The following is a 24,318-nucleotide window of genomic DNA, read 5'->3' as shown; positions in this document are numbered from 1 at the left end:
CCCAGGATATGAGCGACTACAAGCACACTCTGAATCTGCCAGAAACCGAATTCCCGATGCGTGGCATGCTGCCCAAGCGCGAGCCTGCTCGGGTGGCCCAGTGGCGGGAGATGGATCTCTACCATCGCCTGCGCGAGGCGCGTCGGGGACGTGAGTTCTTCGTGCTGCACGATGGCCCTCCCTACGCCAATGGCAGCATTCACATCGGTCACGCGCTCAACAAGATCCTCAAGGACATCATCGTCAAGTCCAAGAACCTGGCGGGGTTCGACGCCCCTTATGTGCCGGGCTGGGACTGTCATGGCCTGCCCATCGAGCACAAGGTCGAGACGACCCACGGCAAGCACCTGGCGCCGGAGCAGGCCCGAGCGCTGTGCCGCGAGTACGCCGCCGAGCAGATCGACGGGCAGCGCGAGAGCTTCATTCGTTTGGGGGTGATCGGTGACTGGGATAATCCCTATCGCACCATGGACTTCGTCAATGAGGCTGGCGAGATTCGAGCGCTGGCCGATATGGTCGAGGGTGGCTACGTTTTCAAGGGCCTCAAGCCGGTCAACTGGTGCTTCGATTGCGGCTCGGCCCTGGCCGAGGCGGAGGTGGAGTACGCCGACAAGCAGTCCGATGCTATCGACGTGGCCTTCCCCTGCGCTGAGGACGACAAGCTGGCCGCCGCCTTCGGGGTGACCGAATTGCCCAAGCCCGCCGCCGTGGTGATCTGGACGACCACCCCCTGGACCATTCCCGCCAACCAGGCGTTGAACGTGCATCCCGAGTTCACCTATGCCCTGGTCGACGTGGGTGAGCGACTGCTGCTGCTGGCCGAGGAGCTGGTGGAAAGCTGCCTGGAACGCTTCGGGCTCGAGGGCAACATCATTGCCACCGCCGCCGGCGAGCGACTGGAGTTGATCGAGTTCGCCCATCCGTTCTATGAGCGTCGTGCGCCGGTGTTCCTGGCGGACTATGTAGAAGTCGAGGAGGGTAGTACCGGCATCGTCCACTCGGCGCCGGTGCACGGGGTCGACGACTTCGAGTCCTGCCGTCGCTACGGCATCGAATTCGATGACTTCATCAGCGTCGTCAAGGGCGATGGCGTCTATGTGGACGAGCTGCCGTTCTTCGGCGGGCAGTCGATCTGGAAGGCCAACCTGCAGATCGTCGCCAAGCTCGATGAGGTCGACGCCCTGCTGGCCCACCACACCATCACCCACAGCTACATGCATTGCTGGCGCCACAAGACGCCGGTGATCTACCGGGCCACCGCTCAGTGGTTCGTGGGCATGGACATGCTCGGCCATGACGGCCGCAGCCTGCGCGACAAGGCGCTGGAGGGCGTCGAGGCGACTGCCTTCACGCCCGCTTGGGGCAAGGCGCGCCTGCATTCGATGATCGCCAACCGCCCGGACTGGTGCATCTCGCGCCAGCGCAACTGGGGGGTGCCGATTCCCTTCTTCCTGCACCAGCAGACCGGCGAGCTGCACCCGCGCACCGTCGAGTTGATGGAAGAGGTCGCCAAGCGCGTCGAGCACGAGGGCATCGACGCCTGGTTCCGGCTCGATCCGGTCGAGCTGCTGGGCGACGAGGCTGGGGAGTACGAGAAGGTCACCGATACCCTGGACGTCTGGTTCGATTCCGGCACCACGCATCGTCATGTGATGCGCGGCTCGCACCCGATGGGGCACGATCAGGGGCCGCGCGCCGATCTGTACCTTGAGGGATCGGATCAGCATCGTGGCTGGTTCCATTCCTCGCTGCTCACCGGTTCGGCCATCGACGGCCATCCGCCGTACCGCCAACTGCTCACCCATGGCTTCACCGTGGACGAGAAGGGTCGCAAGCAGTCCAAGTCGCTGGGCAATGTGGTGGCGCCTCAGGATGTGATGGACAAGCTCGGGGCCGATATCCTGCGGTTGTGGGTCGCCTCGACCGACTATTCCGGCGAGATGGCCGTGTCCGACCAGATCCTCAAGCGCACCGCCGATGTCTATCGACGCATCCGCAACACCTCGCGCTTCCTGCTGGCCAACCTCAACGGCTTCGATCCCGAGCGCGATGCCCTGGCCTTCGATGACATGCTGGCGCTGGATCGCTGGGTGGTGGATCGCGCCGGCCAGTTGCAGGCGCGCATCCAGCGTGCCTACGAGGAATACCGCTTCCTCGACGTCTATCAGCAGGTGCATGGCTTCTGTGCCCGGGAGCTGGGCGGCTTCTATCTGGACGTGATCAAGGATCGCCAGTACACCACCCAGGTGGACTCGGTGGCCCGGCGCAGCGCTCAGACCGCGCTGTACCACGTCGTCCAGGCGCTGGTCCGCTGGATTGCACCGATCCTCAGCTTCACCGCCGAGGAGATCTACGAGCATATCCCCGGCCAGCGGGGCGACAGCGTCCTGCTCGAGGAATACTACGACGGCCTGGGCACCCTGGAAGAGAGCGCCGAGCTGGGACGCGAGTTCTGGGAGCGCGTGCTCAACGTCAAGCAGGCCGTCAACAAGTGCCTGGAAGACGCCCGCAACGCCAAGGTCATCAAGGGCAACCTGGCTGCCGAAGTGACGCTCTACGTGGACGACGAGCTCCGGGAGACGCTGAGCCGTCTCGGCGACGAGCTGCGCTTCGTGATGCTGACCAGCGAGGTGCACCTGGCCTCGCTGGCTGATGGCGGCGAGGCCGAGGCGACCGAGCTCGAGGGGCTCAAGGTGGCCGTCGCGGCCAGCGAATACCGCAAGTGCGAGCGCTGCTGGCACCACCGCGAGGATGTCGGCCAGCATGCCGGCCATGAAGACCTGTGCGGTCGCTGCATCAGCAACCTGCCGGAAGGCCCCGGCGAGACCCGTCATTATGCGTGAGGTGGGTAGTATGCCAGAGCATGACACCAGGCAGGGAGCCGAGGTGGCTCCCATGCGACAGCCGTTGCGTTGGTTGTGGCTCGCCGTGGCGGTGATCGTCGTCGACCTGGGCACCAAGGCATTGGCGTCCAGCCTGCTGGAATACGCCAGGCCGCTCGAGGTCCTGCCGTTCTTCAACCTGACGCTGCTGCACAATACCGGCGCGGCGTTCAGCTTCCTGGCCGATCATCCCGGCTGGCAGCGATGGTTCTTTGCGGCCATTGCCGTGGCGGCGAGCGTGGGACTGACCATCTGGATGCGGCGCCTGCGTGCCGACGAAAAGATGCTCGGCGCCTCGCTTGCCCTGGTCATCGGCGGGGCGCTGGGCAACCTGTATGATCGGCTGGTGCATGGTTATGTGGTGGATTTTCTGTCCTTTCACCTCGCCGGCTGGTACTACCCGGCCTTCAATGTGGCGGACATCGGCATCACCCTGGGCGCCATCGGGTTGATCGTCGAGTCGCTGTTCGGCGAACGTCGCCGCGCCAGACGACGGCGTTGAACATCATCTGCAAGAGAGCATCCATGAGTGATCAACAAGCGAACGGCCATCGCATTGACGAGGGTATGCAGGTTACCCTGCATTTTACCCTCAAGCTGGAGGATGGCACTGTGGTCGATTCCACCCGGGACAAGCAGCCGGCCACCTTCCAGGTCGGTGACGGCAACCTGCCGCCCGGCTTCGAGCATCCCATCAAGGGGCTCGCTGCCGGTGAGAACGGCAGCTACGAGGTTTCCCCCGAGCACGCTTTCGGCCAGCACAATCCCCAGAACGTCCAGATGATCGCCAGGGACGACTTCGGTGACGAGACGCCGGAGATGGGCATGGTGATGTCCTTCGCCGATGTCGGCGGCGGCGAGTTGCCGGGGGTCATCAAGCAGGTCGGCGACACGCAGGTCGAGGTAGATTTCAATCACCCCCTGGCCGGGCGTACCCTGACCTTCGAAGTAGAGGTGCTGGACGTGCAGCCCGCTACCACCCACTAGGCAAGCACCGAGGCTAGGCAATCATGCAAATCAAGCTGGCCAATCCCCGCGGTTTCTGCGCCGGTGTCGATCGTGCCATTGAGATCGTCAACCGGGCGCTGGACGTGTTCGGCCCGCCGATCTACGTGCGCCATGAAGTGGTGCACAACCGTTTCGTGGTCGACAGCCTGCGCGAACGCGGTGCGATCTTCGTCGAGGAACTGTATGAAGTGCCCGACGACGTGATCGTTATCTTCTCGGCGCACGGCGTATCCCGTGCTGTGCAGCAGGAGGCCGAACGGCGCGGTCTGCGGGTCTTCGATGCCACCTGCCCGCTGGTCACCAAGGTGCACATGGAAGTGCTGCGCTATGCCCGACGTGGCCAGGAGTGCGTCCTCATCGGCCACCAGGGGCATCCCGAGGTGGAGGGCACCATGGGGCGCTACGATACCTCCCAGGGAGGCCAGATCTACCTGGTGGAGGATGAGCAGGACGTGGCACGCCTCGAGGTGCGGGACCCGAGCCAGCTGGCCTTCGTGACCCAGACGACTCTGTCGATGGACGATACCGCTCGCGTGATCGACGCCCTGCGCGACCGCTTCCCGGAGATCCAGGGCCCGCGCAAGGATGACATCTGCTACGCCACCCAGAATCGTCAGGATGCCGTGAGGGAGCTGGCCGCCGGGAGCGATCTGCTGCTGGTGGTGGGCAGTCCCAACAGCTCGAACTCCAATCGGCTGCGCGAGCTTTCCGAGCGGGTCGGCACGCCGGCCTATTTGATCGACAACGCCGAACAGATCGACGCGGCCTGGCTGGAAAATGTCGAGACGGTAGGCGTGACCGCCGGCGCCAGCGCACCGGAAGTGCTGGTTCAGGGCGTGATCGAACGATTGCGCGCCCTGGGAGCCGAGATGCCGGAAGAGCTCGATGGACGTGCCGAGACGATCACCTTCTCCATGCCCAGCGAGCTTCGCGAGCGGGTTATCGCCAGCAGCTAGTAGGGTGCTGGTCGAGCGTCATGTTCCATTCGTCAAGCCGGGCCTCGTCGCCCGGCTTTTTCGTGGCAAGGTGCTTCGGGCGCTACCGGATACCGGCATCCTGGTCCATATTGAGGGCAGGACATCACGCCGAGGCAAGGGATATGTGCCACTCGAAGTCGCGGGCGTTGCGCCGATCCGAGGTCCGTCGTGGGCAGGCCGGTTTCACGCTGCTCGAGTTGATGATCGTGGTGGCGATCATCGCTATTCTCGCCGGGGTTGCCTATCCGCGCTATGGGGATGCCGTGGGTGAGGCGCGAGTCGCCGATGGGCGGTCGGCACTCATGACGCTGGCAGGGCGCCTGGAACGCTGCCGCACCAGTACGCACTCCTATGATGATTGCATCGACTCACCGACTCCTTCTGAGGCGGGGTATTACCGTGTCACCGCGTCTCTGGCGCCGACTGATTATCGACTGACGGCCACGCATGACGGTGAGGCCGTCAAGACGGCGTGTCGCGTGCTGACGCTCGACGCGACGGGGCGGACGTTGCCCGAGGCGTGCTGGTAAGCCAGGGAGCGGAAGGAGGCGTGGATCATGGCGATAGCGAAATTCCAGCAAGCGTTCACGTTGCTGGAGGCCCTGGTGGCGCTGCTGGTGCTTTCGGTAGGGCTGCTGGGCATGGCGTCGGTTCAGCTCGAATCCTTGCGTGGCGCGCATGTTGGCTACCAGCGCGGCCTGGCATCCCTGGCGGCACAGGATGCCGTCGAGTTGCTGTGGTCGCGCCTCGAAGCCGGCCGCTGCCCTGGCCTGGGGGCCGAGGAAGCGGACTGGGAGACGCGCTGGCGTGCCAGGATTCCCGGCTTGCAGGGCCGTGTCGAGCCGGCTGGTGATGACTGCACCTATGTGGTGACTCTCGAATGGCAGGCGTCGCGTCTGGCGGATGAGGGCGAGACGTCCTTCGTCTATACCACCCGGCTGCCTGGTGAATCCCCATGATCGCGGGGCGCGTTGACGAGAGCGGCATGTCGCTGGTCGAGCTGCTGGTGGCTTTGGCGGTGAGCATGCTGGTCCTGCTGGGCGCAGGGCGCCTGTATCTGGGCGGGGTCGAGAACCTGGCTCGGGTGGACGATCTGGGCGAGCGCCAGGAAGCCATGACCCTGGGGGCATTGTTCCTGCTGCGCGATATCCGGCGCGGTGGCGTGGAGCCGGGGCGCTACACGCTGGTCGACGCCGTGAACGGCGAGGGCTGTAATCTTTACGACGGCGTGTCGGGCGAGCCGCTAGTGGATGGTCTGGCGGCGACGGCCAGGAGCTGCGCGGCGAGTGAGCCGCTACAGGCTGATGTGGGCGGTCGGGCGGGGTTGTACCGAATCGTCCTGCGGCCGCTCGATGTATCGGAGCCCCTGGTGCTTCATGGCATGGATCGCGAGGCGGCAGTACGTTATGCCGGGGAGTCGGTGCCATGAGAGACGGCGTGGAGCGCCAGGCGGGGCTGGCATTGCCCATCGTGCTGGTGCTGCTTGCCATGGCAGTGATGCTGGGGGCGGCCGGGCTACGCTCGGCGCTGACCGCGGAACGCCTGGCGGGCAACCTCAACGCATCGGTGCAGGCAGGGATGGCGGCGGAGGCCGCCGCTTCCAGTGGATGGTCAGCCTTGAAAAAGCCTGGCGATATCACCGTCGAGTCATCACGCGAGGCACTCGACGCGCTGACCTGGCGCGAGTTCATCGATCCCTCGCGCTTTCAGGGTGAAGTGGCCAGGCAAGGCGACTGCGAGGCGCCGATTCGCTGCGCCTATCGTCTTGTCGAGGATGACTTCCAGCGGCGTTTCATCGTGGCCATGGGGGTGGTGATGGAAGGCGATGCGCGTGTGCAGGCCGTGAGTGAGCCGGTACGGGTCACGGTGGTCTTTTCGCGCCTTGCCGAACTGTTTTCCCGCTACGCCCTCCTGGCTGACGGCACCGTCGTGACTGGGGAGGGAGAGGCGTCGAAGGGACGGGTACATGGCAATGCGTCCCGTGTGGGGGAGAATCGCGTCAGGATTCCCGGTGTCGACACCTCGCCGCCGGAAGGCGCCGTGTCGCTGGCGCTGGAAGCCGATGAGAACGGCCAGCCGCGTTGCCACTTCGAGGCGGTCGGCGATCTCGCCGGACGGGTCTACCACTGTGCGGGCCGCCTGGATATCTCGGTGGCGGCTCGTTTCCACAATGCCACCCTGGTCGCACAGGGCGATGTCCATCTGGCCGGAGAGGTCGGCCGAGAGGCGTTCGTGGACGTGGCGATGCTGTCGAGCGGCGACATTCACTTCCAGGCACCGGGGATGGCGCGTGGCTGGTTCATGGCGGCGGGAGATGCACGCCTGGAAGCCGGGGCGATGCTGGAGGGCTCCGTCATCGCACACGGCGACATCCATCGGTCGAGCGGGGCAGTCGTGCGACACCTCGTCGGCGCCCCGCTGCTGCCCCATGCGCCCCGGGAAAAGCGCTTGTTGCGCTGGGAATCCTGATAATCGACGAGGCCTTGTCTGAAAAGTCGACGAGCGAAGGTTAGACTAGGCGAAAATTTGCGAAAACGCGGAATTTACAGGGAGTAAATGAGCATTTGAGCGGATTTTCAACGCCGTATAATCGAGCGCAGACACTTTTCGGGCAGGGCTCAGCAGGCCGATGGCGTGTTATCAACCACCCGAACACGCCCAAAATTGCTGACGATCACCGAGGCGCCTTCGCCGCGCCGGCCACAGAGGCGGAAGGTGCCATTGTGGCCGGTGGCGCGCCCCGTGGGCTGGTAGCGCACGGGGCGATGGTCGAGCCGATAGGTGATGGCCGTCACCTGGCTGACGCCGCGTCGTCCGAGGAGGATGCGTTGGTCCGGCGGCAGGTCGATCTCGCCCTGCAGGATGCTCAGCGGTGCGGTCCAGTCATCGATGCAGCGTCGTCCGTCCCGGCTGGGGCAAACGGTGATGATCGTGCCTCGGGTGATGGCAGTGTTGCGTGCCGTCGCCAGGACATCCTTGAGACGCATGACGTCCGCGGCGACTTCGTTGCGGGCCATGAAGCCACCGAGGCCGGGGCCTGCCCAGGCCACGGTGAATGCCAGGATGCCCAGCACCACGCATAGTTCGAGAAGCGTCAGGCCAGCCTGACGCTTCCGTGCCGGGCCATTCGGCGTGTCGATATGGTAAGTTTGCGTGATGCGATCCGGTGGCATGCGGCCTCCTGCCTAAGCGTCAGGTTAGCCGGATATCGCGCCCTTTCCGTAAGCGAATTCGGACACGTCTCGTGAGTGATTTTCTTGTTGTCGGCGGGGGCGTCATCGGCATGATGACGACCCTGCAACTGGCCGACGCCGGTCATTCGGTCACCCTCGTCGAGCGGGGGCAGTGTGGCCGCGAGGCTTCCTGGGCCGGCGGCGGTATCGTCTCGCCCCTCTATCCATGGCGCTACAGTGCGCCGATCTCGCGTCTTTCCGCCTGGTCGGAGGGGCGCTATCCGGAGCTCGCGCTGCGCCTGCTCGAAGAGACGGGCGTGGATCCCGAGTATCGCCAGAAGGGCCTGCTGTACCTGCGTGTCGGTGACGAACGGGACGCCATGGCCTGGGCGCGGGAGGTCGGCAAGCCGCTCGAGCGGGTGTCCGGTGACTTCCTGTACGACAAGGAGCCCGAGGCGGTGCCCGGTTGTGCGGACGCGCTGTGGATGCCGACCCTGGGTAGCATCCGCAATCCGCGCCTGGCCCGGGCGCTGCACGCACGACTGGCGGACATGCCGCGGGTCACGCTGCGCGAGCATTGCGAGGTCCAGGGCTTGCGCGAGCAGGGTGGGCGCATCGTTGCGGTGGAGACGAACGAGGGCGAGCTGCATGGCGATCAGGTCATCGTGTGCGGCGGTGCCTGGGCTGCGGAGGTGCTGGTGACGGTCGGTGTCGAACTGCCCGTACGGCCGGTGAAGGGGCAGATGATTCTGTTCAAGGCACCGCCCGGGCTGGTGCGACGCGTGGTGCTGATGGATGGCCGCTATGTCATTCCCCGTGCCGATGGCCGGGTGCTGGCCGGCTCAACCCTGGAGGAAGCGGGATTCGACAAATCGCTCTCCGAGTCGGCGCGGGAGTCGCTATGGACCTCGGCGACCGGCATCGTGCCGGCGCTTGCCGACTGCGAGGTGGAGCATCACTGGGCGGGGCTGCGTCCGGGATCGCCGGATGGCGTGCCGTTCATCGGAGCGGTGCCGGGCATCGACAATCTGCACGTCAACGCCGGCCATTTCCGCAATGGTCTGGTTCTGGCGCCGGCTTCGACGCGTCTGCTGGTCGATGAGCTGCTGGGTCGCGAGCCCATCGTGGATCCGGCGCCCTATCGGCTGAAAGAGGCGTGAGCGGAAAAGAGGTGAGCGGAACTCGCCCGGGGCTGGCTCATTCTTCCGAGGAGCGTTCGGCGAGATACTTGTCGCGGTGGTCGGGGGAGCAGAACCATTCCCCCTTTTCGCGCAGGGCATCGCTCTCCGGCAGGTGAACCTTGCACCAGGCGCAGCGCACCATCGGATTGCCCGGCGATGCATCCTGCTGGCCGTCGGCATTCTGGTCCTGCTTCCATTCGCGGTACATGCGGTAAAGCTTGAGGCCGGCGAAGAACAGCACGGCAAAAATGATCAGGCGGATCAACAACAGATTCATCCTTTGGGCGGCTCCCTGAGAGAGGGTGTTCGAGGCGGTCGGCTTTGCGAGTCGGCCGCCCTTGCGGGACAATGTCGGTACTGATGGATTCTCGAGAGATTTCTACGCCCATGCAAGACCTGACGTTGGTAATGGCCCAGCTAGACCCGCTGGTGGGGGATATTCCCGGCAATACCGAGCGGGCTATCGAAACGGTACGCGAGGCGCGCATCGAGCATGGTGCCGACGTCGTGGTGCTGCCCGAGCTCTTCCTGACCGGCTATCCCCCGGAAGACCTGCTGTTGCGCCCCTCCATGGAAACGCGCCTGCGCCAGGCCCGGGCGCGAATGGCCGAGAAGATGGCCCGCGACGTGATGGTGATCGTCGGTTATCCGGGGCGTCGTGAGGGGGCCAACTGGAACCTGGCCGGCGTGCTCTACAACGGTGAGTGGCTCGGCGAATATGCCAAGCAGGCACTGCCCAACTACGAGGTCTTCGATGAGCAGCGCTATTTCGCGGTGGGCGAGGCGCCTCTGGTGATCGAGCACAAGGGCGCCAAGCTCGGTGTGTTGATCTGCGAAGATGTCTGGGAAGAGGGACCCGTCCAGCAGGCGCGCGAGGCCGGGGCGAACATCCTGGTGACGCTCAACGCCTCGCCATTCCACCAGGACAAGCCCGCCGAGCGTCTGGCGCTGCTCGAGCAGCGGGCTCGCGAGGTGGGCCTGCCGATCGTCTACGTCAACCAGATCGGTGGCCAGGACGAACTGGTGTTCGATGGCGGCTCGGCCTGTGTCGATGCTGATGGCGAGTTGCGCGTGCAGGCACCGCACTGGGCGGTCGGCTTGATGCCGGTGCAGTTCGTGCGCGATGAGCAGGGTGCTTGGGCGCCGAGCGCGGGCGAGGTCGATGAAGACGTCAGTGCCGAGGAAAACCTGTATTGCGCGCTGGTGACCGGCCTGCGTGACTACGTCAACAAGAGCGGCTTCAAGGGCGTGGTGCTGGGGCTTTCCGGCGGTATCGATTCGGCCCTGTCGCTGGCCATTGCCGTGGATGCTCTGGGGCCTCAACGGGTGCATGCGGTGATGATGCCCTATCACTATACCGCCGATATCTCGAAGGAAGATGCCGCCGAGCAGGCGCGGATGCTGGGGGTCGACTACGAGGTGCTGCCCATCGAATCGATGGTGGAAGCCTTCATGGGCACCCTGGCCGACAGCTTTGCCGGCACTGAGCGTGACACCACCGAGGAAAACCTGCAGTCGCGTTGTCGCGGCGTGCTGTTGATGGCGATTTCCAACAAGAAAGGGCTCATGGTCCTGTCGACCGGCAACAAGAGCGAGATGGCGGTAGGGTACGCCACCCTCTATGGCGACATGGTGGGCGGCTATAACGCCATCAAGGATGTCTACAAGACCTGGGTCTATCGCCTGGCTCGCTGGCGCAATACCCAGGATCCGGCAATTCCCGAGCGCGTCATCGAGCGGCCGCCTTCCGCTGAGCTGGCGCCGGATCAGCAGGACACCGATTCGCTGCCCGACTACGACACTCTAGATGCCATCCTTGTGCGTTACATCGAGGGTGACATGAGCGCCGAAGCTATCATCGATGCCGGGTTCGAGCGTGACGATGTCTACAAGGTGGTGCGCCTGGTCGACCGCTGTGAGTACAAGCGACGTCAGGCACCGGTCGGCGTACGCGTGACCCGCCGGGGCTTCGGCCGCGACCGGCGCTACCCCATCGTCAACGGCTGGCAGCCGGGGGAATGACGCCCGAAGAACGCGGTTGATACCGCTGGAAGAGAGAAGCACGGCGCTTCGCGCCTTTAAGAGGGAAGATGCTGCTAAGAGGGAAGATGCTGCTCGATGCCCCAAACCTTGGGGCTAGCGTGTCTTCCCTCTTCTCTTTTCCCTCTATTAGGCCGAAATCGGGTCGGCCTTGACGTAGCGCGGGTCGAAGGTGCGGCCGTCGAGACGCTCGTGATCCGGTGCGTTCTTGATCAGCACGCGGAGGCTTTCCTTGGCGCGTTCCGGCATGTCCAGGCCGAGATAGCCCTCGACCATCACCGCCAGCGCATCGCGGGTGCTCTCCGCTTCGGGGTAGTGCTCGATGACCCAGCGACCACGCTTTACGGCGGCCAGGTAAGCGCCCTTGCGCAGGTAGAAGTCGGCGACCTCTAGCTCGTGTTGAGCGAGGAGGTTGCGCAGATAGACGATACGCTGGCGGGCATCCGGCGCGTATTGGCTGTTCGGGTAGCGGCGGACCAGATCCCGGAAGTCGGAGTAGGCATCCTGGGTGGCGCCGAGGTCACGCTTGGAAATATCGATCAGGCGTAGCGACTCGAGACTGAAGCGCCCGGCTTCCCAGGCTGCGAGGCCACGCATGTAGTAGGCGTAGTCGACCTGCGGATGGTCGGGATGCAGGCGAATGAAACGACTGGCAGCAGCGCGGGCAGCTTCCCAGTCACTGGTTTCATAGTAGGCATAAATAAGCTCGAGCTGGGCCTGTTCGGCGTGCTCGCCGAAGGGATAGCGGGTATCGATGGCCTCCAGCCGATTGACGGCGGTGGTGTAACGGCCATCCTCCAGTGCGGCGCGGCCTTCCTGATACAGCTGGCCCTCCGCGACATCCGGAGCCTGCTCTTCTTCCTTGGTACTGGCGCAGCCGGCCAGGAGGGCGGTCGCCAACAGCATGGTGGCCAGGCGAGTACCGGTCGTGATAACGCGCATCGTGATCCTCGTGTCAAACAACCCTGGGCGGCCGTGCTAGAATCGGCCTGAATCCGCCCACTATAAAGCACCTTGCGATAAAACGCAGTCATCACCGGATGTGATGCACCAACGCTTTTCGGGTAGCGGGCCACTCCCCAGACGGACCCTTGACGACTTCATGCCACAGACCCTCGATGCTCATCAACGCATTCCCGACAGCATGGCCGGTCTACGCCTCGACCAGGCGGCTGCCGAGCTGTTCAGCGATTATTCCCGGGAACGGCTCAAGGCCTGGATCAAGGCGGGATCGCTGACCGTCGATGGCAGCCCTGCCAGACCCAGAGACAAGGTACATGGCGGCGAGATGCTAACGCTCGTGGCCGAGCTCGAGGATGATGCCCGCTTCGAGCCGGAAGACATCCCCCTGGAGGTGGTCTTCGAGGATGACGATGTGCTGGTCATCGACAAACCACCCGGCCTGGTGGTGCATCCGGCTGCCGGCAATCCCGACGGTACCCTGCTCAACGGCCTGCTGCATCATTGTCCGGCGCTCGGCGTGGTGCCCAGGGCGGGGATCGTCCATCGGCTCGACAAGGACACCAGTGGCCTGATGGTGGTGGCCAAGACGCTGGTCGCCCAGGCCGCCCTGGTCGAGCAGCTCCAGGCGCGCACCGTGTCTCGCGAATACGATGCCGTGGCCGTCGGCACGATGACGGCGGGGGGCACGTTGGATGCGCCGATCGGTCGTCATCCCCGCGACCGCAAGCGTCAGGCGGTCAATGATTCCGGCAAGCCCGCGGTGACGCATTATCGGGTGATCGAGCGCTTCAGGGCACACACGCATGTGCGCTGCCGGCTGGAGACTGGGCGAACTCACCAGATTCGGGTACACATGGCGCATCTGCGCTATCCACTGGTCGGTGACCCTGTATATGGCGGGCGCTTGAAATTGCCGGCCGGCGCCGGAGACGCGTTGAAGGAAGTGCTGCGCGAGTTTCCGCGTCAGGCGCTGCATGCCCGTAAGTTGGCCTTCGTGCATCCGACGTCCGGTGCCACCATGACCTTCCGGGCGCCGCTCCCGGACGATTTGCTGATGTTGCTCGATTTCCTCCGTGACGACCGGGAGACGATGCGATGAGTGACGCCCTCGACCTTCATCCGACGCTGGTGCGTCCCGACTGGCCGGCTCCCGACTCGGTAGCGGCCTGTGTCACGACCCGGGAGACCGGACCGAGCCAGGAGGCTTTCGCCGCCTTCAACCCGGCCCTGCATGTCGGCGACAAACCGGAGCATGTGGCGCTGTGTCGCCGCCAGCTGGGCAAGGTGATCGGCGACGACCGTCCCCTGCTATGGTTGAACCAGGTACATGGTGGCCGAGTGCAGCAGCACTTCGCCGACGATGTGCCGCAGGCGGATGCCTCGGTGGCTCGGGATCGCGGTCACGCCTGCGTGGTGCTCACCGCCGACTGCCTGCCGGTATTCTTCTGCGATCGTGATGGCCAGCGGGTGGCGGTGGCCCATGCTGGCTGGCGAGGCCTGGCCGGCGGCGTGCTCGAGGCCACCGTGGCGGCGCTGGGCGTGCCCGCAGAGTCGCAGATGGCCTGGCTGGGACCGGCGATCTCCAACGCCCAGTTCGAGGTCGGCCCGGAAGTTCGCCAGGCCTTCGTCGCGGTTCAGCCGGAGGCGCTGGAGGCCTTCGATCCAAGCCCCTACCGGCTCGGTCATTACATGGCCGATCTCTACAAACTGGCGCGCCTGCGCCTCGAACGGCTCGGTGTCTCCCACATCAGCGGCGGGCACTTCTGCACCGCCTGCGAACCCCGCTTCTACTCCCATCGTCGCGACAACGGCGTGACCGGCCGCATGGCCAGTATGATCTGGCTGAAATAGGCTTCGAGCAACGAGCAACGAGCAACGAGCAACGAGCAACGAGCAACGAGCAACGACTCCGGCTCTTGCTCTAGTGTGGGAGCGGGCACAATCTGCTCGCATCTCGCATCTCGCATCTCGCATCTCGCATCTCGCATCTCGCATCTCGCATCTCGCATCTCGCATCTCGCATCTCGCATCTCGCATCTCGCATCTCGCATCTCGCATCTCGCATCTCGCATCTCGCATCTCGCATCTCGCATCTCGCCGACTTGAAAAATCCTCAATCAGACTCCATTACTTGTGTCAAGACACATTGACAGACTGTTTTTTTGCAGGGCAGGCGGCGCGTCCGAACGCGTCGTTACCCCGATGGAGGAAAGCGAATGCGTTTCGACAAGTTTACCGCCAAGTTGCAGAACGCCGTGGCGGATGCCCAGTCCCTGGCGGTGGGCCAGGGGCACAACCAGCTCGAACCTGGCCATCTGCTGCTGGCGTTGCTGGATGCCAGTGATACCGGCGTCAAGGCGTTGATCCAGAAGGCCGGGGGCGATGCCGCTCGGTTGCGCGATGCCTTGATGGGACATCTCGAGAATCTGCCCCGAGTGGCCGAGTTCGATGGCGAGGTGCAGCCATCTCGAGACCTGGTCAAGCTGTTCAATCTCACCGACCGCGAAGCCCAGAAGCGTGGCGATCAGTACATCGCCAGCGAGCTGGTGCTGCTTGCCGCCCTCGATATGCGTCATGAGGTAAGCAAGGTGCTGACCCAGGCCGGCCTGTCGCGGCAGGCACTGGAAACCGCCATCGAAGGTGTGCGGGGCGGTGCCAGGGTCGACGATCCCAATGCCGAGGATCAGCGCGAGGCGCTGGACAAGTACACCCTGGATCTCACCGAGCGTGCGACCAGCGGCAAGCTCGACCCGGTGATCGGCCGCGACGACGAGATCCGCCGGACCATTCAGGTACTGCAGCGTCGTACCAAGAACAATCCGGTGTTGATCGGCGAGCCCGGCGTGGGCAAGACGGCCATCGTCGAGGGGCTGGCGCAGCGCATCGTCGACGGCGAGGTCCCGGAAGGCCTCAAGGACAAGCGCGTGCTGTCCCTGGACATGGGCGCGCTGCTGGCTGGTGCCAAGTTTCGCGGCGAGTTCGAGGAACGCTTGAAGTCGGTGCTCAAGGAACTGGCCGAGGAAGAGGGCCGGGTGATCCTGTTCATCGACGAACTGCATACCATGGTCGGCGCCGGCAAGGCCGAGGGTGCCATGGATGCCGGCAACATGCTCAAGCCGGCGCTGGCGCGCGGTGAGCTGCACTGTGTGGGCGCCACGACGCTCGATGAGTACCGCCGGTACATCGAGAAGGACGCCGCCCTTGAGCGTCGCTTCCAGAAGGTGCAGGTGGACGAGCCCACCGAGGAAGACACCATCGCCATTCTGCGTGGCCTCAAGGAGCGCTATGAAGTGCACCACGGCGTGGACATTACCGACGGCGCCATCATCGCCGCCGCCAAGCTGTCCACGCGTTACATTACCGACCGCCAACTGCCCGACAAGGCCATCGACCTGATCGACGAGGCGTCGTCGCGGATTCGCATGGAGCTCGATTCCAAACCGGAAGAGATGGATCGCCTTGACCGTCGCCTGATCCAGCTCAAGATGGAGCGCGAGCACCTCAAGAAGGAAACCGACGAGGCCTCGCGGAAACGTCTCGAGAGTCTCGAGGAGCAGATCGGGGAGCTCGAGCGGGAATACGCTGACCTGGACGAGATTTGGCGGGCCGAGAAGGCCAGCATCCAGGGGGCGGCCCAATTCAAGGACGAGCTCGACCGGGCGCGGGTCGATCTCGAGCAGGCGCGTCGCCAGGGCGATCTCGGGCGGATGTCCGAGCTGCAGTACGGTGTGATTCCGGAACTCGAGCGCAAGATCGCCGAGAGCAGTGAGGAAGAGGCCGATACCTCCGAGCACCGGCTGCTGCGCTCCAATGTCACCGAGGAAGAGATCGCCGAGGTGGTCTCGCGCTGGACGGGCATCCCGGTGTCCAAGATGCTCGAGGGCGAGCGTGACAAGCTGCTGCGCATGGAAGAGGCGCTGCACGAGCGGGTGATCGGTCAGGATGAGGCGGTCAATGCGGTTGCCAACGCCGTGCGGCGTTCGCGGGCCGGTCTGGCCGATCCCAACCGGCCCAACGGTTCCTTCCTGTTCCTCGGGCCCACCGGGGTCGGCAAGACGGAGCTCTGCAAGTCGCTGGCCAACTTTCTTTTCGATACCGAGGAAGCCATGGTGCGTATCGACATGTCGGAGTTCATGGAGAAGCACTCGGTGGCCCGGCTGATCGGCGCCCCGCCCGGATACGTTGGCTACGAGGAAGGTGGTTACCTGACCGAGGCCGTGCGTCGCAAGCCGTACTCCGTGCTGCTGCTCGATGAGGTAGAGAAGGCGCATGCCGATGTCTTCAACATCCTGCTGCAAGTGCTCGAGGATGGTCGACTCACGGATGGCCAGGGGCGCACTGTGGATTTCCGCAATACGGTGATCGTGATGACCTCCAACCTGGGCTCGGACATCATCCAGCGCATGGGCGGCGACGAGAACTACGCGGAGATGAAGTCCATGGTCATGGAAGTGGTGGGTAACCATTTCCGGCCCGAGTTGATCAACCGCATTGACGAGGTCGTGGTCTTTCATGCCCTGAGGCAGGAGCAGATCCGGGCCATCGCCGATATCCAGCTCGAGCGCCTGCGTGACCGGCTGGCCGAGCACGATCTCTCGCTGGAGGTCTCGGATGAGGCCATGGTGCAGTTGGCCGCGGCTGGCTTCGATCCGGTGTTCGGGGCGCGTCCGCTCAAGCGGGCGATCCAGACTCGCATCGAGAACCCGCTGGCGCAGGACCTGTTGGCTGGCCAGTTCTCGCCTGGCGAGACGGTTCGTATCGAGGCCGAGGGAGATCGCCTGGTCTTCCGGCACTGATGAGCGGACGCCATCGGCGCCACCCGTGTCGACTACACTGACGCTACAGGTTGCGTTCTGACCTTGTGCGCCCGCCGATCCCCGTGATCGGTCGGGCGTTTTTTTCGTGCCGTCGAGGGTATCGTTACGTGATGATTCCGGGGAGAGAGTGTGTCCAAGGTTGACACTCCGCGAGCGCTATTGGAATCTTGACCTTTCCTGATACGGGCGCGGACCCCAGCGGGCAATCCCCCATTTCCGCGCGAAGGGTAGGCCGCAGGCCTTTACCCGCCGAAGGACTTCCGGGTCCGGGCCAACCGCCCGACCTGGCCAACGCCCCGACGCGGTGATCCGCCGTGAGAGGGAATGACTGATGGTTGTCGCAAGCGCAACGGCCAAGCAGTGTTCCCGACGAGAGTGCTGGCCCTAACCGGGCCTCAAAACGCCAGGGTTTGGCATCAGGTGCCGGCGTGTCCGGCAGCGGCATACCGCCGCACTCGACCCCGTGCCCCGTTGGGCGCGGATCGCACTCGAGACCTCCAGGGGAGAAACATCAGTGGAATTGCTTTCCGGCGCGGACATGATCGCCCGCTTCCTGCAGGATGAGGGCGTCGAATACATTTATGGCTATCCGGGCGGCGCGGCGCTACACATCTATGACGCTCTGTTCCGCCAGGACAAGGTCAAGCACATATTGGTGCGCCACGAACAGGCCGCCACCCATGCTGCCGATGGTTATGCCCGGGCTTCGGGCAAGCCCGGTACGGTATTGGTCACCTCGGGCCCCGGCGCCACCAATGCTGTCACCGGCATCGCCACCGCCTACATGGACTCGATTCCGATGGTGGTGCTATGCGGTCAGGTGATGAGTCACCTGATCGGCGACGATGCCTTTCAGGAAACCGATATCGTCGGTGTGACACGCCCGATCGTGAAGCACAGCTTCTCGGTCAGGCATCCGTCCGAGATTCCGGAAATCCTCAAGAAGGCCTACTACCTGGCATCGACCGGACGGCCCGGCCCGGTGGTTGTGGACATTCCCAAGGACATGACCACGCCGACCGAGCGTCACGAATACGTCTATCCGAAAAAGGTCAAACTGCGTTCCTACAACCCGGTTGCCCGCGGCCATACCGGCCAGATCAAGAAGGCCGTGGAGCTGATGCTCAAGGCGCGCCGCCCGGTGTTCTATACCGGGGGCGGCGTGGTTACCGGGCGGGCCTGCGAAGGCCTGACCGACCTGGTCAAGCGGCTGGGTCATCCCATCACCACCACCTTGATGGGCATCGGCGCCTTCCCGCAGAGCGACGATCAGTGCCTTGGCTGGCTGGGCATGCATGGCTCCTATGAGTCGAACATGGCCATGCACCATGCCGATTTGATCATCGCCATCGGGGCGCGTTTCGACGACCGGGTAACCAACAACACCTCGAAGTTCTGCCCGACGGCCAAGATCATCCATGTCGATATCGATCCGAGCTCGGTGTCCAAGACCGTGCGCGCGGACGTGCCGATCGTCGGCCCCGCACAGAGCGTGATCAACGAGATGATCAGCCTGCTGCAGGGCCGCGAGATCGCCGATCCCGAGGCGCTCGACGAATGGTGGAAGACCATCGAGGGTTGGCGCGAAGAGCGTCGTGGCAAGCTTTACGAACCCTCGAAGGAAGGCGAGCCGATCAAGCCGCAGGAGGTCATCGAGGCGATCTGCCGGCAGACCCGTGGCGAGGCGTACGTCACCACCGATGTCGGCCAGCACCAGATGTTCGCGGCCCAGTACTACAAGTTCGACAAGCCCAACCGCTTCATCACCTCCGGCGGGCTCGGCACCATGGGCTTCGGCTTTCCGGCGGCGATGGGCATCAAGCAGAACTTCCCTGACGAGCAGGTAGTCTGCGTGACCGGTGAGGGCAGTTTCCAGATGATGATGCAGGAGCTGTCGACCTGTAAGCAGTTCGGCGGTGGCGTGAAGATCATCAATCTGAACAATGCCTCGCTCGGCATGGTGCGCCAGTGGCAGGACCTCAACTACAAGTCGCGTCACGCGCATTCCTACATGGAGTCGCTGCCGGACTTTCAGCAACTCATCGAGTCGTATGGCTTCACCGCGCTGCGGGTGGAGACGCTGGAGGAACTCGAGCCGGCACTGGAGAAGACCTTTGCCGACAAGCACGAGCTAGTGTTCCTCGACGTCATGGTCGACCCGCACGAGCACGTCTATCCGATGCAGGTGCCCCTGGGCTCCATGCGTGACATGCTGCTTTCCAAGACGGAGCGGAGCTGATGCGCCATATCATCTCGATTCTGATGGAAAACGAACCGGGCGCCTTGTCTCGCGTGGTGGGGCTGTTTTCCCAACGCAACTTCAATATCGAAACCCTCAACGTCGCGCCTACCGAGGACGAGACGCTTTCCCGCTTGACCGTGACCACGGTGGGGGATGACCGGGTGGTTGAGCAGATCACCAAGCATCTCAATAAGCTGATCGACGTGGTCAAGCTGGTGGATCTCACCGAGGGCAGCCACATCGAGCGCGAGTTGATGCTGGTCAAGGTGAAGGCGCTGGGGGCGGCGCGTGACGAGGTCAAGCGTACCGTGGATATCTTCCGCGCGCAGATCGTCGACGTGACGCCGAGCCTGTACACCGTGCAGATCACCGGCGATGCCGAAAAGCTCGACGCCTTTCTGCAGGCCATGGCGCCGGTAGGCATTCATGAGGTGGCGCGTACCGGCGTCTCGGGCATTGCCCGGGGCGACAAGGTACTGTCGCTGTGATCGGCGGTCGTGCTTCGGTGGCGACCGAGCCGTCGTCGCTCTCCATGTGACGTCATGCCGCTGGCATCCAGTAAGCCGCCCCTTCAGGGGCGGCTTTTTCGTTGGGGGAGGAGTGCTGTCGTTCAGATGTCCAGGCAGATCTTGCCGAAGTGCTTCTGCGACTCCTGGTGACGAAACGCCACGGCGATCTCGTCGAGCGCGAAGTGGCGATCGATGACCGGTTCGATACCGAGGGACTCGATACCGCGAATCATCTCCTGTTGGTGAGCCCGGCTCCCCACGATGATGCCCTGCAGGCGGGCCTGCTTGGCCATCAGCTTGGCGGTGGGGATGTCGCCGCCACGGCCGGTCAGCACGCCAATCAGCGAGATATGGCCGCCAATGCGCACTGCCTCGATGGATTGGGCGAGGGTGCCGGGGCCGCCGACTTCGACGATGTGGTCCACGCCGCGGCCTGCGGTAAGTTCCTTCACCTTGGCGCCCCACTCGGGGAGCGTGCGGTAATTGATGGTGTGGTCGGCGCCGAGCGATTCGAGTCTTGCCAACTTGTCATCCGATGAGGACGTGGCGATGACGGTGGCGCCCATGGCCTTGGCGAACTGCAGGGCGAAGATCGAGACGCCGCCGGTGCCCAGTACCAGCACGCTATCGCCGGCCTTGAGGCCGCCTTCCACCACCAGGGCGCGCCAGGCGGTCAGCCCGGCCGTGGTCAGTGTCGCCGCCTGGGCATGGCTGTAACCGCGTGGCGCATGCGTGAACCAGGTCTGGGGTCGAATCACCGCCTCTCGTGCGTAGCCATCGACGCCGTCGCCCGGCACCGTGTGGAAGTCGCCGACCTCGGCGGGGCCAGTTAGCCAGGTGGGGAAGAAGGTGGAGACCACCGAGTCTCCCACCGAGAAGTTCTCGACGCCTTCGCCGATGGCCTCGACCACGCCGGCGCCGTCCGACATCGGAATCCGTCCCTCGGCGGTGGGCATGGCGCCGCTGACTACGCCGTAGTCATGAAAATTGAGTGAACTGGCGTGGATCCTGACGCGTATTTCGCCGGGTCCCGGCTCGCCGGGGGCGTCATGTTCTTGCAGGCGGAGTCGATCCAGTCCACCGGGACTGGCCAGGGTGACGAGTTTCATGGGTGACCTCTATTGTGATGACGCTTAGCGCACTAACGGTACCACTCTGGTGCTCTTTTTTGACAGGGGCAAGCCGGGGCAGGGGCCTTTCAGCCGCGCTCCTCGACCTCGTCCCAGAGAGCGTGGATGAGTGGGCTCCGCAGGCGGCGGTTGAGCACGCAGAGGCCGACATCATAGTGCGGGAGTTCCGGCTTGACCGGCAGGATCCGCACGCGCTCCGACAGCGGGCTGGCCTCCAGCACGATGCGGGGCACCACTCCGACGCCGAATCCCAGGCCGACCATGCTGACGATGGCTTCATGGCCGGCGACCTGGGCATAGATGCGGGGCGAAATGCCAAGCGCCTTGAACCAGGTGTTGCTGACTTCCCGCGATAGTCCCGATTCGGAGAGCACCATCGGCACGTTGCGCCACTGGTCGGCGCTGGGCGTGCGTGGATCGACTGGCACCCACTCGTGTTCGTCGCATGGCGCGATGAACACCAGCGGCGAGCGGGTCAGCGACTTGAAGGCGAGCCCCTCGGGCAACTGTCGGGGGCGTGAGGTGATGGCCATATCCTCGTTGCCGGCCAGGACCCGCGGCATGGCCTGGGCGGGGTCGCCGGTGTGCAGTTTCAGCTCGATGCCCGGATAACGGGTGCGAAACTCGCTGAGCAGGTCATAGAGAAAGCTGTAGCTGGCGGTGACCGAGCAGTAGATGCTGATCTCGCCGGTCAGGGTATGCGCTTCGCTCATCAGCGACTGGCGCAGTTGCTCCCATTGCTCCAGGGTGTCCCGGGCGTAGGCATGGAAACTGTGCCCCTGGCGGGTCAGGGCGACGTGACGATTGTCGCGCTCGAACAACTGGACGCCGAGGCTCGTTTCCAACTGCTGGATCGAGCGCGAGAGCGTCGAGGGGCTGACGTGGCACGCCTCGCTGGCACGACCGAAGTGGAGCGTGTCGGCGAGCGTCAGAAAGTGTTTCAGGGGGCGCATGTCCATGCGCTTATTATTGCACATCTTGGGATGTTGCATTGCAAATATAGCGTTTTACGCAATGCGGCCTCTGGCGTAGAGTCAAGTCATCGACACGGCCAATGGCCTGGCGGAATCTCCCAGCGCCGCACAAGACGGCGCGGGTGGCCATCGACGCTGACACAATCGCCTTTTTACGATCTCCAGGAGCCCGACATGCGCGTTTATTACGATAAGGACTGCGACCTTTCCCTCATCCAGGCCAAGCAGGTCGCCATCGTGGGCTATGGCTCGCAGGGTCATGCCCACGCCAACAATCTCAAGGAGTCCGGCGTCGACGTGACCGTCGCGCTGCGCCCGGGCTCGTCCTCTGCCGCCAAGGCCGAGGCCGCAGGCTTGAAGGTCGCGTCCGTTGAGGAGGCGTGCAAGGTTGCCGATGTGGTGATGTTGCTGGCGCCGGATGAAAACCAGAAGGCCATCTATGAGCAGCAGATCGCGCCGAACGTGAAGGAAGGCGCGACACTGGCCTTCGCCCACGGTTTCAACATCCACTATAACCAGGTCGAGCCGCGCGCCGATCTGGACGTGATCATGGTCGCGCCCAAGGCGCCGGGGCACACCGTGCGTTCCGAGTTCACCCGTGGTGGCGGCATCCCGGACCTGATCGCGATCCATCAGGATGCCTCCGGCACTGCCAAGGAACTTGCGCTTTCCTATGCCGCGGCCATCGGCGGTGGCCGCAGCGGCATCATCGAGACCACCTTCAAGGACGAGACGGAGACCGATCTGTTCGGCGAGCAGGCCGTGCTGTGCGGCGGTGCCGTGGAACTGGTCAAGGCCGGTTTCGAGACCCTGACCGAAGCGGGCTATGCACCTGAAATGGCCTACTTCGAGTGTCTGCACGAGCTCAAGCTGATCGTCGACCTGATGTACGAGGGCGGCATTGCCAACATGAACTACTCCATCTCCAACAACGCGGAGTATGGTGAATACGTTACCGGCGGCGAGGTTATCAACGAGCAATCCCGTCAGGCCATGCGCAGCGCGCTCAAGCGCATCCAGACCGGTGAGTACGCCAAGATGTTCATCAACGAGGGCAACAGCAACTATCCCTCCATGACCGCACGTCGCCGCCTGAATGCGGAGCACCCGATCGAGCAGGTCGGTGAGAAGTTGCGGGGCATGATGCCCTGGATCGCTGCCAACCAGTTGGTCGACAAGAGCAAGAACTGATCGACCCATGCGAATGGTGGAGTGGCGGGGGGCGCGGTTATCCGTGCCCCCCGTTGCGTATTTGGATGCAATGTATCGTGAGCCATCCCGGTTGCTGTGTGTAGAATGGGCGGTACCTTCAGCCTCAATGGAAGACACTGATGAGCCAAGACCCCAGCAGCGGTGAGCGCGAAAAGCGTGAACCGAATGACGATGATCTGGCCGCGACTTTCGTCCGCGAATCGGAAGTGGTCGAGGAAGCGCTGGAGGACGGCAAAAAGGTGAAGCGCAGGGGAATCTACCTGTTGCCCAACCTGTTCACGACATCGGCGCTGTTTTCCGGTTTCTTCGCCGTGGTGGCTGCCATCAATGGTGACTTCACGGCGGCATCGATCGCGATCTTCATCGCCATGGCCCTCGATGGGCTGGATGGTCGGGTCGCGCGGCTGACCAATACCCAGAGCGATTTCGGCGCCGAATACGACAGTCTCTCTGACATGCTTTCCTTCGGTGTCGCCCCCGGGCTCGTTTCCTTCATCTGGATCCTGCAGGACGTCGGCAAGACTGGCTGGGTCGTGGCCTTTCTCTACGTGGCCTGTGCGGCGCTTCGCCTGGCACGATTCAACGTGCAGATCGGCAGCGTCGACAAGAAGTGGTTCATCGGCTTGCCCAGTCCTTCGGCAGCAGCCGTGGTAGCCGCGAGTGTCTGGACCTTCCACAGCTTTGACGCCGAAGCTTTCGGCTTCAAGCTCTGGATGCTGTTCCTCGTCGGAGCCGCCGGCGTGCTGATGGTCAGCAACATCCGCTACTACAGTTTCAAGGATATCGATCTCAAGGGCCCCGTGCCCTTCGTCGTGTTGCTGGCCATCGTGCTGGGGTTCGTGGTCATTTCCATCGAACCTTCCTTGATGCTGTTGCTGCTGTTCGGTACCTATGTGGCCTCGGGGCCCGTGCTGGCTGTGTGGCGCAAGCTTCGTCCACCGCACCAGAAGTCCTGACGGAAACCGCTCCATCCAGGCCTGGACGCCCGCCTCGAGCGGGCGTTTTCGTCGGCGGCCGGGGCGAGAGGTTGTCCACAGCCGGTCTGTGTTGCGAGGGGTTGTGGATGAACTGTCATCGGCTTGCTATCTTTTCTTCACGTTCTTGTCGCAAAGGGCTTGCATCGCCGGCCTGAGATCCGTAAAGTACGCATCCGCTGCCGGCGACGGGCAACGTTGCAGGCGGTGAAGGGTGGCAGAAGCACCTGTTTTGC

The 24,318-nt window shown here is 63.9% G+C and carries 22 protein-coding genes; 17 read left to right on the top strand and 5 right to left on the bottom strand.

The features are described from left to right. Window positions 1–8 precede the first annotated feature (8 nt). The 8 genes from ileS (at window position 9) to FZZ93_RS11830 (ending at window position 7,336) form a co-directional block, all read left to right on the top strand. On the top strand, window positions 9–2,843 hold the full coding sequence (ileS, locus tag FZZ93_RS11865; RefSeq protein ID WP_187774526.1) for an isoleucine--tRNA ligase: 2,835 nt from the start codon (window positions 9–11) through the stop codon (window positions 2,841–2,843). 52 nt (window positions 2,844–2,895) lie between these two features. Then, complete coding sequence (lspA, locus tag FZZ93_RS11860; protein WP_246146199.1) at window positions 2,896–3,384, top strand: signal peptidase II; 489 nt, start codon at window positions 2,896–2,898, stop codon at window positions 3,382–3,384. Window positions 3,385–3,407: 23 nt separating this feature from the next. Beyond that, window positions 3,408–3,869 (top strand): FKBP-type peptidyl-prolyl cis-trans isomerase, encoded by a 462-nt coding sequence (gene fkpB, locus FZZ93_RS11855; RefSeq protein ID WP_149322544.1) that lies wholly within the window; start codon window positions 3,408–3,410, stop codon window positions 3,867–3,869. Between the two features lie 23 nt (window positions 3,870–3,892). Then, window positions 3,893–4,846, top strand: coding sequence for a 4-hydroxy-3-methylbut-2-enyl diphosphate reductase (ispH, locus tag FZZ93_RS11850; RefSeq protein ID WP_149322543.1), 954 nt, complete (start codon window positions 3,893–3,895; stop codon window positions 4,844–4,846). Between the two features lie 143 nt (window positions 4,847–4,989). After that, window positions 4,990–5,397 (top strand): type IV pilin protein, encoded by a 408-nt coding sequence (locus tag FZZ93_RS18625; protein ID WP_187774524.1) that lies wholly within the window; start codon window positions 4,990–4,992, stop codon window positions 5,395–5,397. Between the two features lie 27 nt (window positions 5,398–5,424). Next, complete coding sequence (locus FZZ93_RS11840) at window positions 5,425–5,826, top strand: prepilin-type N-terminal cleavage/methylation domain-containing protein (protein ID WP_149322541.1); 402 nt, start codon at window positions 5,425–5,427, stop codon at window positions 5,824–5,826. Next, window positions 5,823–6,296, top strand: a complete 474-nt coding sequence (locus FZZ93_RS11835; protein WP_149322540.1) for a PilW family protein — start codon at window positions 5,823–5,825, stop codon at window positions 6,294–6,296. The genes FZZ93_RS11840 and FZZ93_RS11835 overlap by 4 nt, the downstream gene beginning before the upstream one ends. Continuing rightward, a complete protein-coding gene (locus FZZ93_RS11830) occupies window positions 6,293–7,336 on the top strand; it encodes a pilus assembly PilX family protein (RefSeq protein WP_149322539.1) in 1,044 nt (347 codons plus the stop codon). Before FZZ93_RS11835 ends, FZZ93_RS11830 begins: the two co-directional genes overlap by 4 nt. 149 nt (window positions 7,337–7,485) lie before the next feature. Here FZZ93_RS11830 and FZZ93_RS11825 read toward each other — a convergent pair whose 3' ends face one another. After that, window positions 7,486–8,040 carry a GspH/FimT family pseudopilin gene (locus FZZ93_RS11825; protein ID WP_149322538.1) on the bottom strand — a complete coding sequence of 185 codons (555 nt, stop codon included), beginning with the start codon at window positions 8,038–8,040 and terminating at the stop codon, window positions 7,486–7,488. A gap of 71 nt (window positions 8,041–8,111) precedes the next feature. Here FZZ93_RS11825 and thiO point away from each other — a divergent pair, with 71 nt between their 5' ends. Continuing rightward, window positions 8,112–9,200 (top strand): glycine oxidase ThiO, encoded by a 1,089-nt coding sequence (thiO, locus tag FZZ93_RS11820; RefSeq protein ID WP_149322537.1) that lies wholly within the window; start codon window positions 8,112–8,114, stop codon window positions 9,198–9,200. A 37-nt stretch (window positions 9,201–9,237) separates the two neighbouring features. On the opposite strand, the gene FZZ93_RS11815 is transcribed toward thiO, so the two are convergent. Continuing rightward, window positions 9,238–9,498, bottom strand: a complete 261-nt coding sequence (locus FZZ93_RS11815; protein ID WP_149322536.1) for a PP0621 family protein — start codon at window positions 9,496–9,498, stop codon at window positions 9,238–9,240. A gap of 110 nt (window positions 9,499–9,608) precedes the next feature. Between FZZ93_RS11815 and FZZ93_RS11810 the strand changes: the two genes are divergently transcribed. Beyond that, window positions 9,609–11,243, top strand: a complete 1,635-nt coding sequence (locus FZZ93_RS11810) for an NAD+ synthase (protein ID WP_149322535.1) — start codon at window positions 9,609–9,611, stop codon at window positions 11,241–11,243. 147 nt (window positions 11,244–11,390) lie between these two features. Here the strand turns inward: FZZ93_RS11810 and FZZ93_RS11805 are convergent, their stop codons facing one another. Next, complete coding sequence (locus FZZ93_RS11805) at window positions 11,391–12,203, bottom strand: outer membrane protein assembly factor BamD (protein WP_149322534.1); 813 nt, start codon at window positions 12,201–12,203, stop codon at window positions 11,391–11,393. Between the two features lie 160 nt (window positions 12,204–12,363). Here FZZ93_RS11805 and rluD point away from each other — a divergent pair, with 160 nt between their 5' ends. The 5 genes from rluD (at window position 12,364) to ilvN (ending at window position 19,771) form a co-directional block, all read left to right on the top strand. Continuing rightward, window positions 12,364–13,323: a 23S rRNA pseudouridine(1911/1915/1917) synthase RluD gene (gene rluD / locus FZZ93_RS11800; RefSeq protein WP_149322533.1), complete on the top strand. Its 960-nt coding sequence runs from the start codon at window positions 12,364–12,366 to the stop codon at window positions 13,321–13,323. Continuing rightward, entirely contained in the window at window positions 13,320–14,075 is a 756-nt protein-coding gene (pgeF, locus tag FZZ93_RS11795; RefSeq protein ID WP_149322532.1) for a peptidoglycan editing factor PgeF, read from the top strand. Before rluD ends, pgeF begins: the two co-directional genes overlap by 4 nt. Before the next feature lie 365 nt (window positions 14,076–14,440). Further along, the gene (gene clpB, locus FZZ93_RS11785; protein WP_149322531.1) at window positions 14,441–17,020 is read left to right on the top strand and encodes an ATP-dependent chaperone ClpB; all 2,580 of its coding nucleotides are present in this window, start codon (window positions 14,441–14,443) and stop codon (window positions 17,018–17,020) included. 535 nt (window positions 17,021–17,555) lie between these two features. Next, the gene (locus FZZ93_RS11780; protein WP_149322530.1) at window positions 17,556–19,280 is read left to right on the top strand and encodes an acetolactate synthase 3 large subunit; all 1,725 of its coding nucleotides are present in this window, start codon (window positions 17,556–17,558) and stop codon (window positions 19,278–19,280) included. Then, complete coding sequence (ilvN, locus tag FZZ93_RS11775) at window positions 19,280–19,771, top strand: acetolactate synthase small subunit (RefSeq protein ID WP_149322529.1); 492 nt, start codon at window positions 19,280–19,282, stop codon at window positions 19,769–19,771. Before FZZ93_RS11780 ends, ilvN begins: the two co-directional genes overlap by 1 nt. Before the next feature lie 122 nt (window positions 19,772–19,893). Here ilvN and FZZ93_RS11770 read toward each other — a convergent pair whose 3' ends face one another. Both FZZ93_RS11770 and ilvY read right to left on the bottom strand, forming a co-directional pair. Further along, window positions 19,894–20,901: a zinc-dependent alcohol dehydrogenase family protein gene (locus FZZ93_RS11770; RefSeq protein WP_149322528.1), complete on the bottom strand. Its 1,008-nt coding sequence runs from the start codon at window positions 20,899–20,901 to the stop codon at window positions 19,894–19,896. A gap of 89 nt (window positions 20,902–20,990) precedes the next feature. Further along, on the bottom strand, window positions 20,991–21,881 hold the full coding sequence (ilvY, locus tag FZZ93_RS11765; RefSeq protein ID WP_149322527.1) for an HTH-type transcriptional activator IlvY: 891 nt from the start codon (window positions 21,879–21,881) through the stop codon (window positions 20,991–20,993). A 189-nt stretch (window positions 21,882–22,070) separates the two neighbouring features. On the opposite strand from ilvY, the gene ilvC reads away from it, so the two are divergent. Both ilvC and pssA read left to right on the top strand, forming a co-directional pair. Next, entirely contained in the window at window positions 22,071–23,087 is a 1,017-nt protein-coding gene (gene ilvC, locus FZZ93_RS11760) for a ketol-acid reductoisomerase (protein WP_149322526.1), read from the top strand. A 140-nt stretch (window positions 23,088–23,227) separates the two neighbouring features. After that, window positions 23,228–24,064, top strand: coding sequence for a CDP-diacylglycerol--serine O-phosphatidyltransferase (gene pssA, locus FZZ93_RS11755; protein WP_149322525.1), 837 nt, complete (start codon window positions 23,228–23,230; stop codon window positions 24,062–24,064). The last annotated feature ends 254 nt before the right edge of the window (window positions 24,065–24,318 follow it).

The sequence above is a fragment of the Halomonas eurihalina genome, from assembly GCF_008274785.1.
GTDB classification, from domain to species: Bacteria; Pseudomonadota; Gammaproteobacteria; order Pseudomonadales; family Halomonadaceae; genus Halomonas; species Halomonas eurihalina.
Note: the sequence above shows the minus strand (reverse complement) of the source record. Positions and strands in the feature narration are given on the sequence as shown.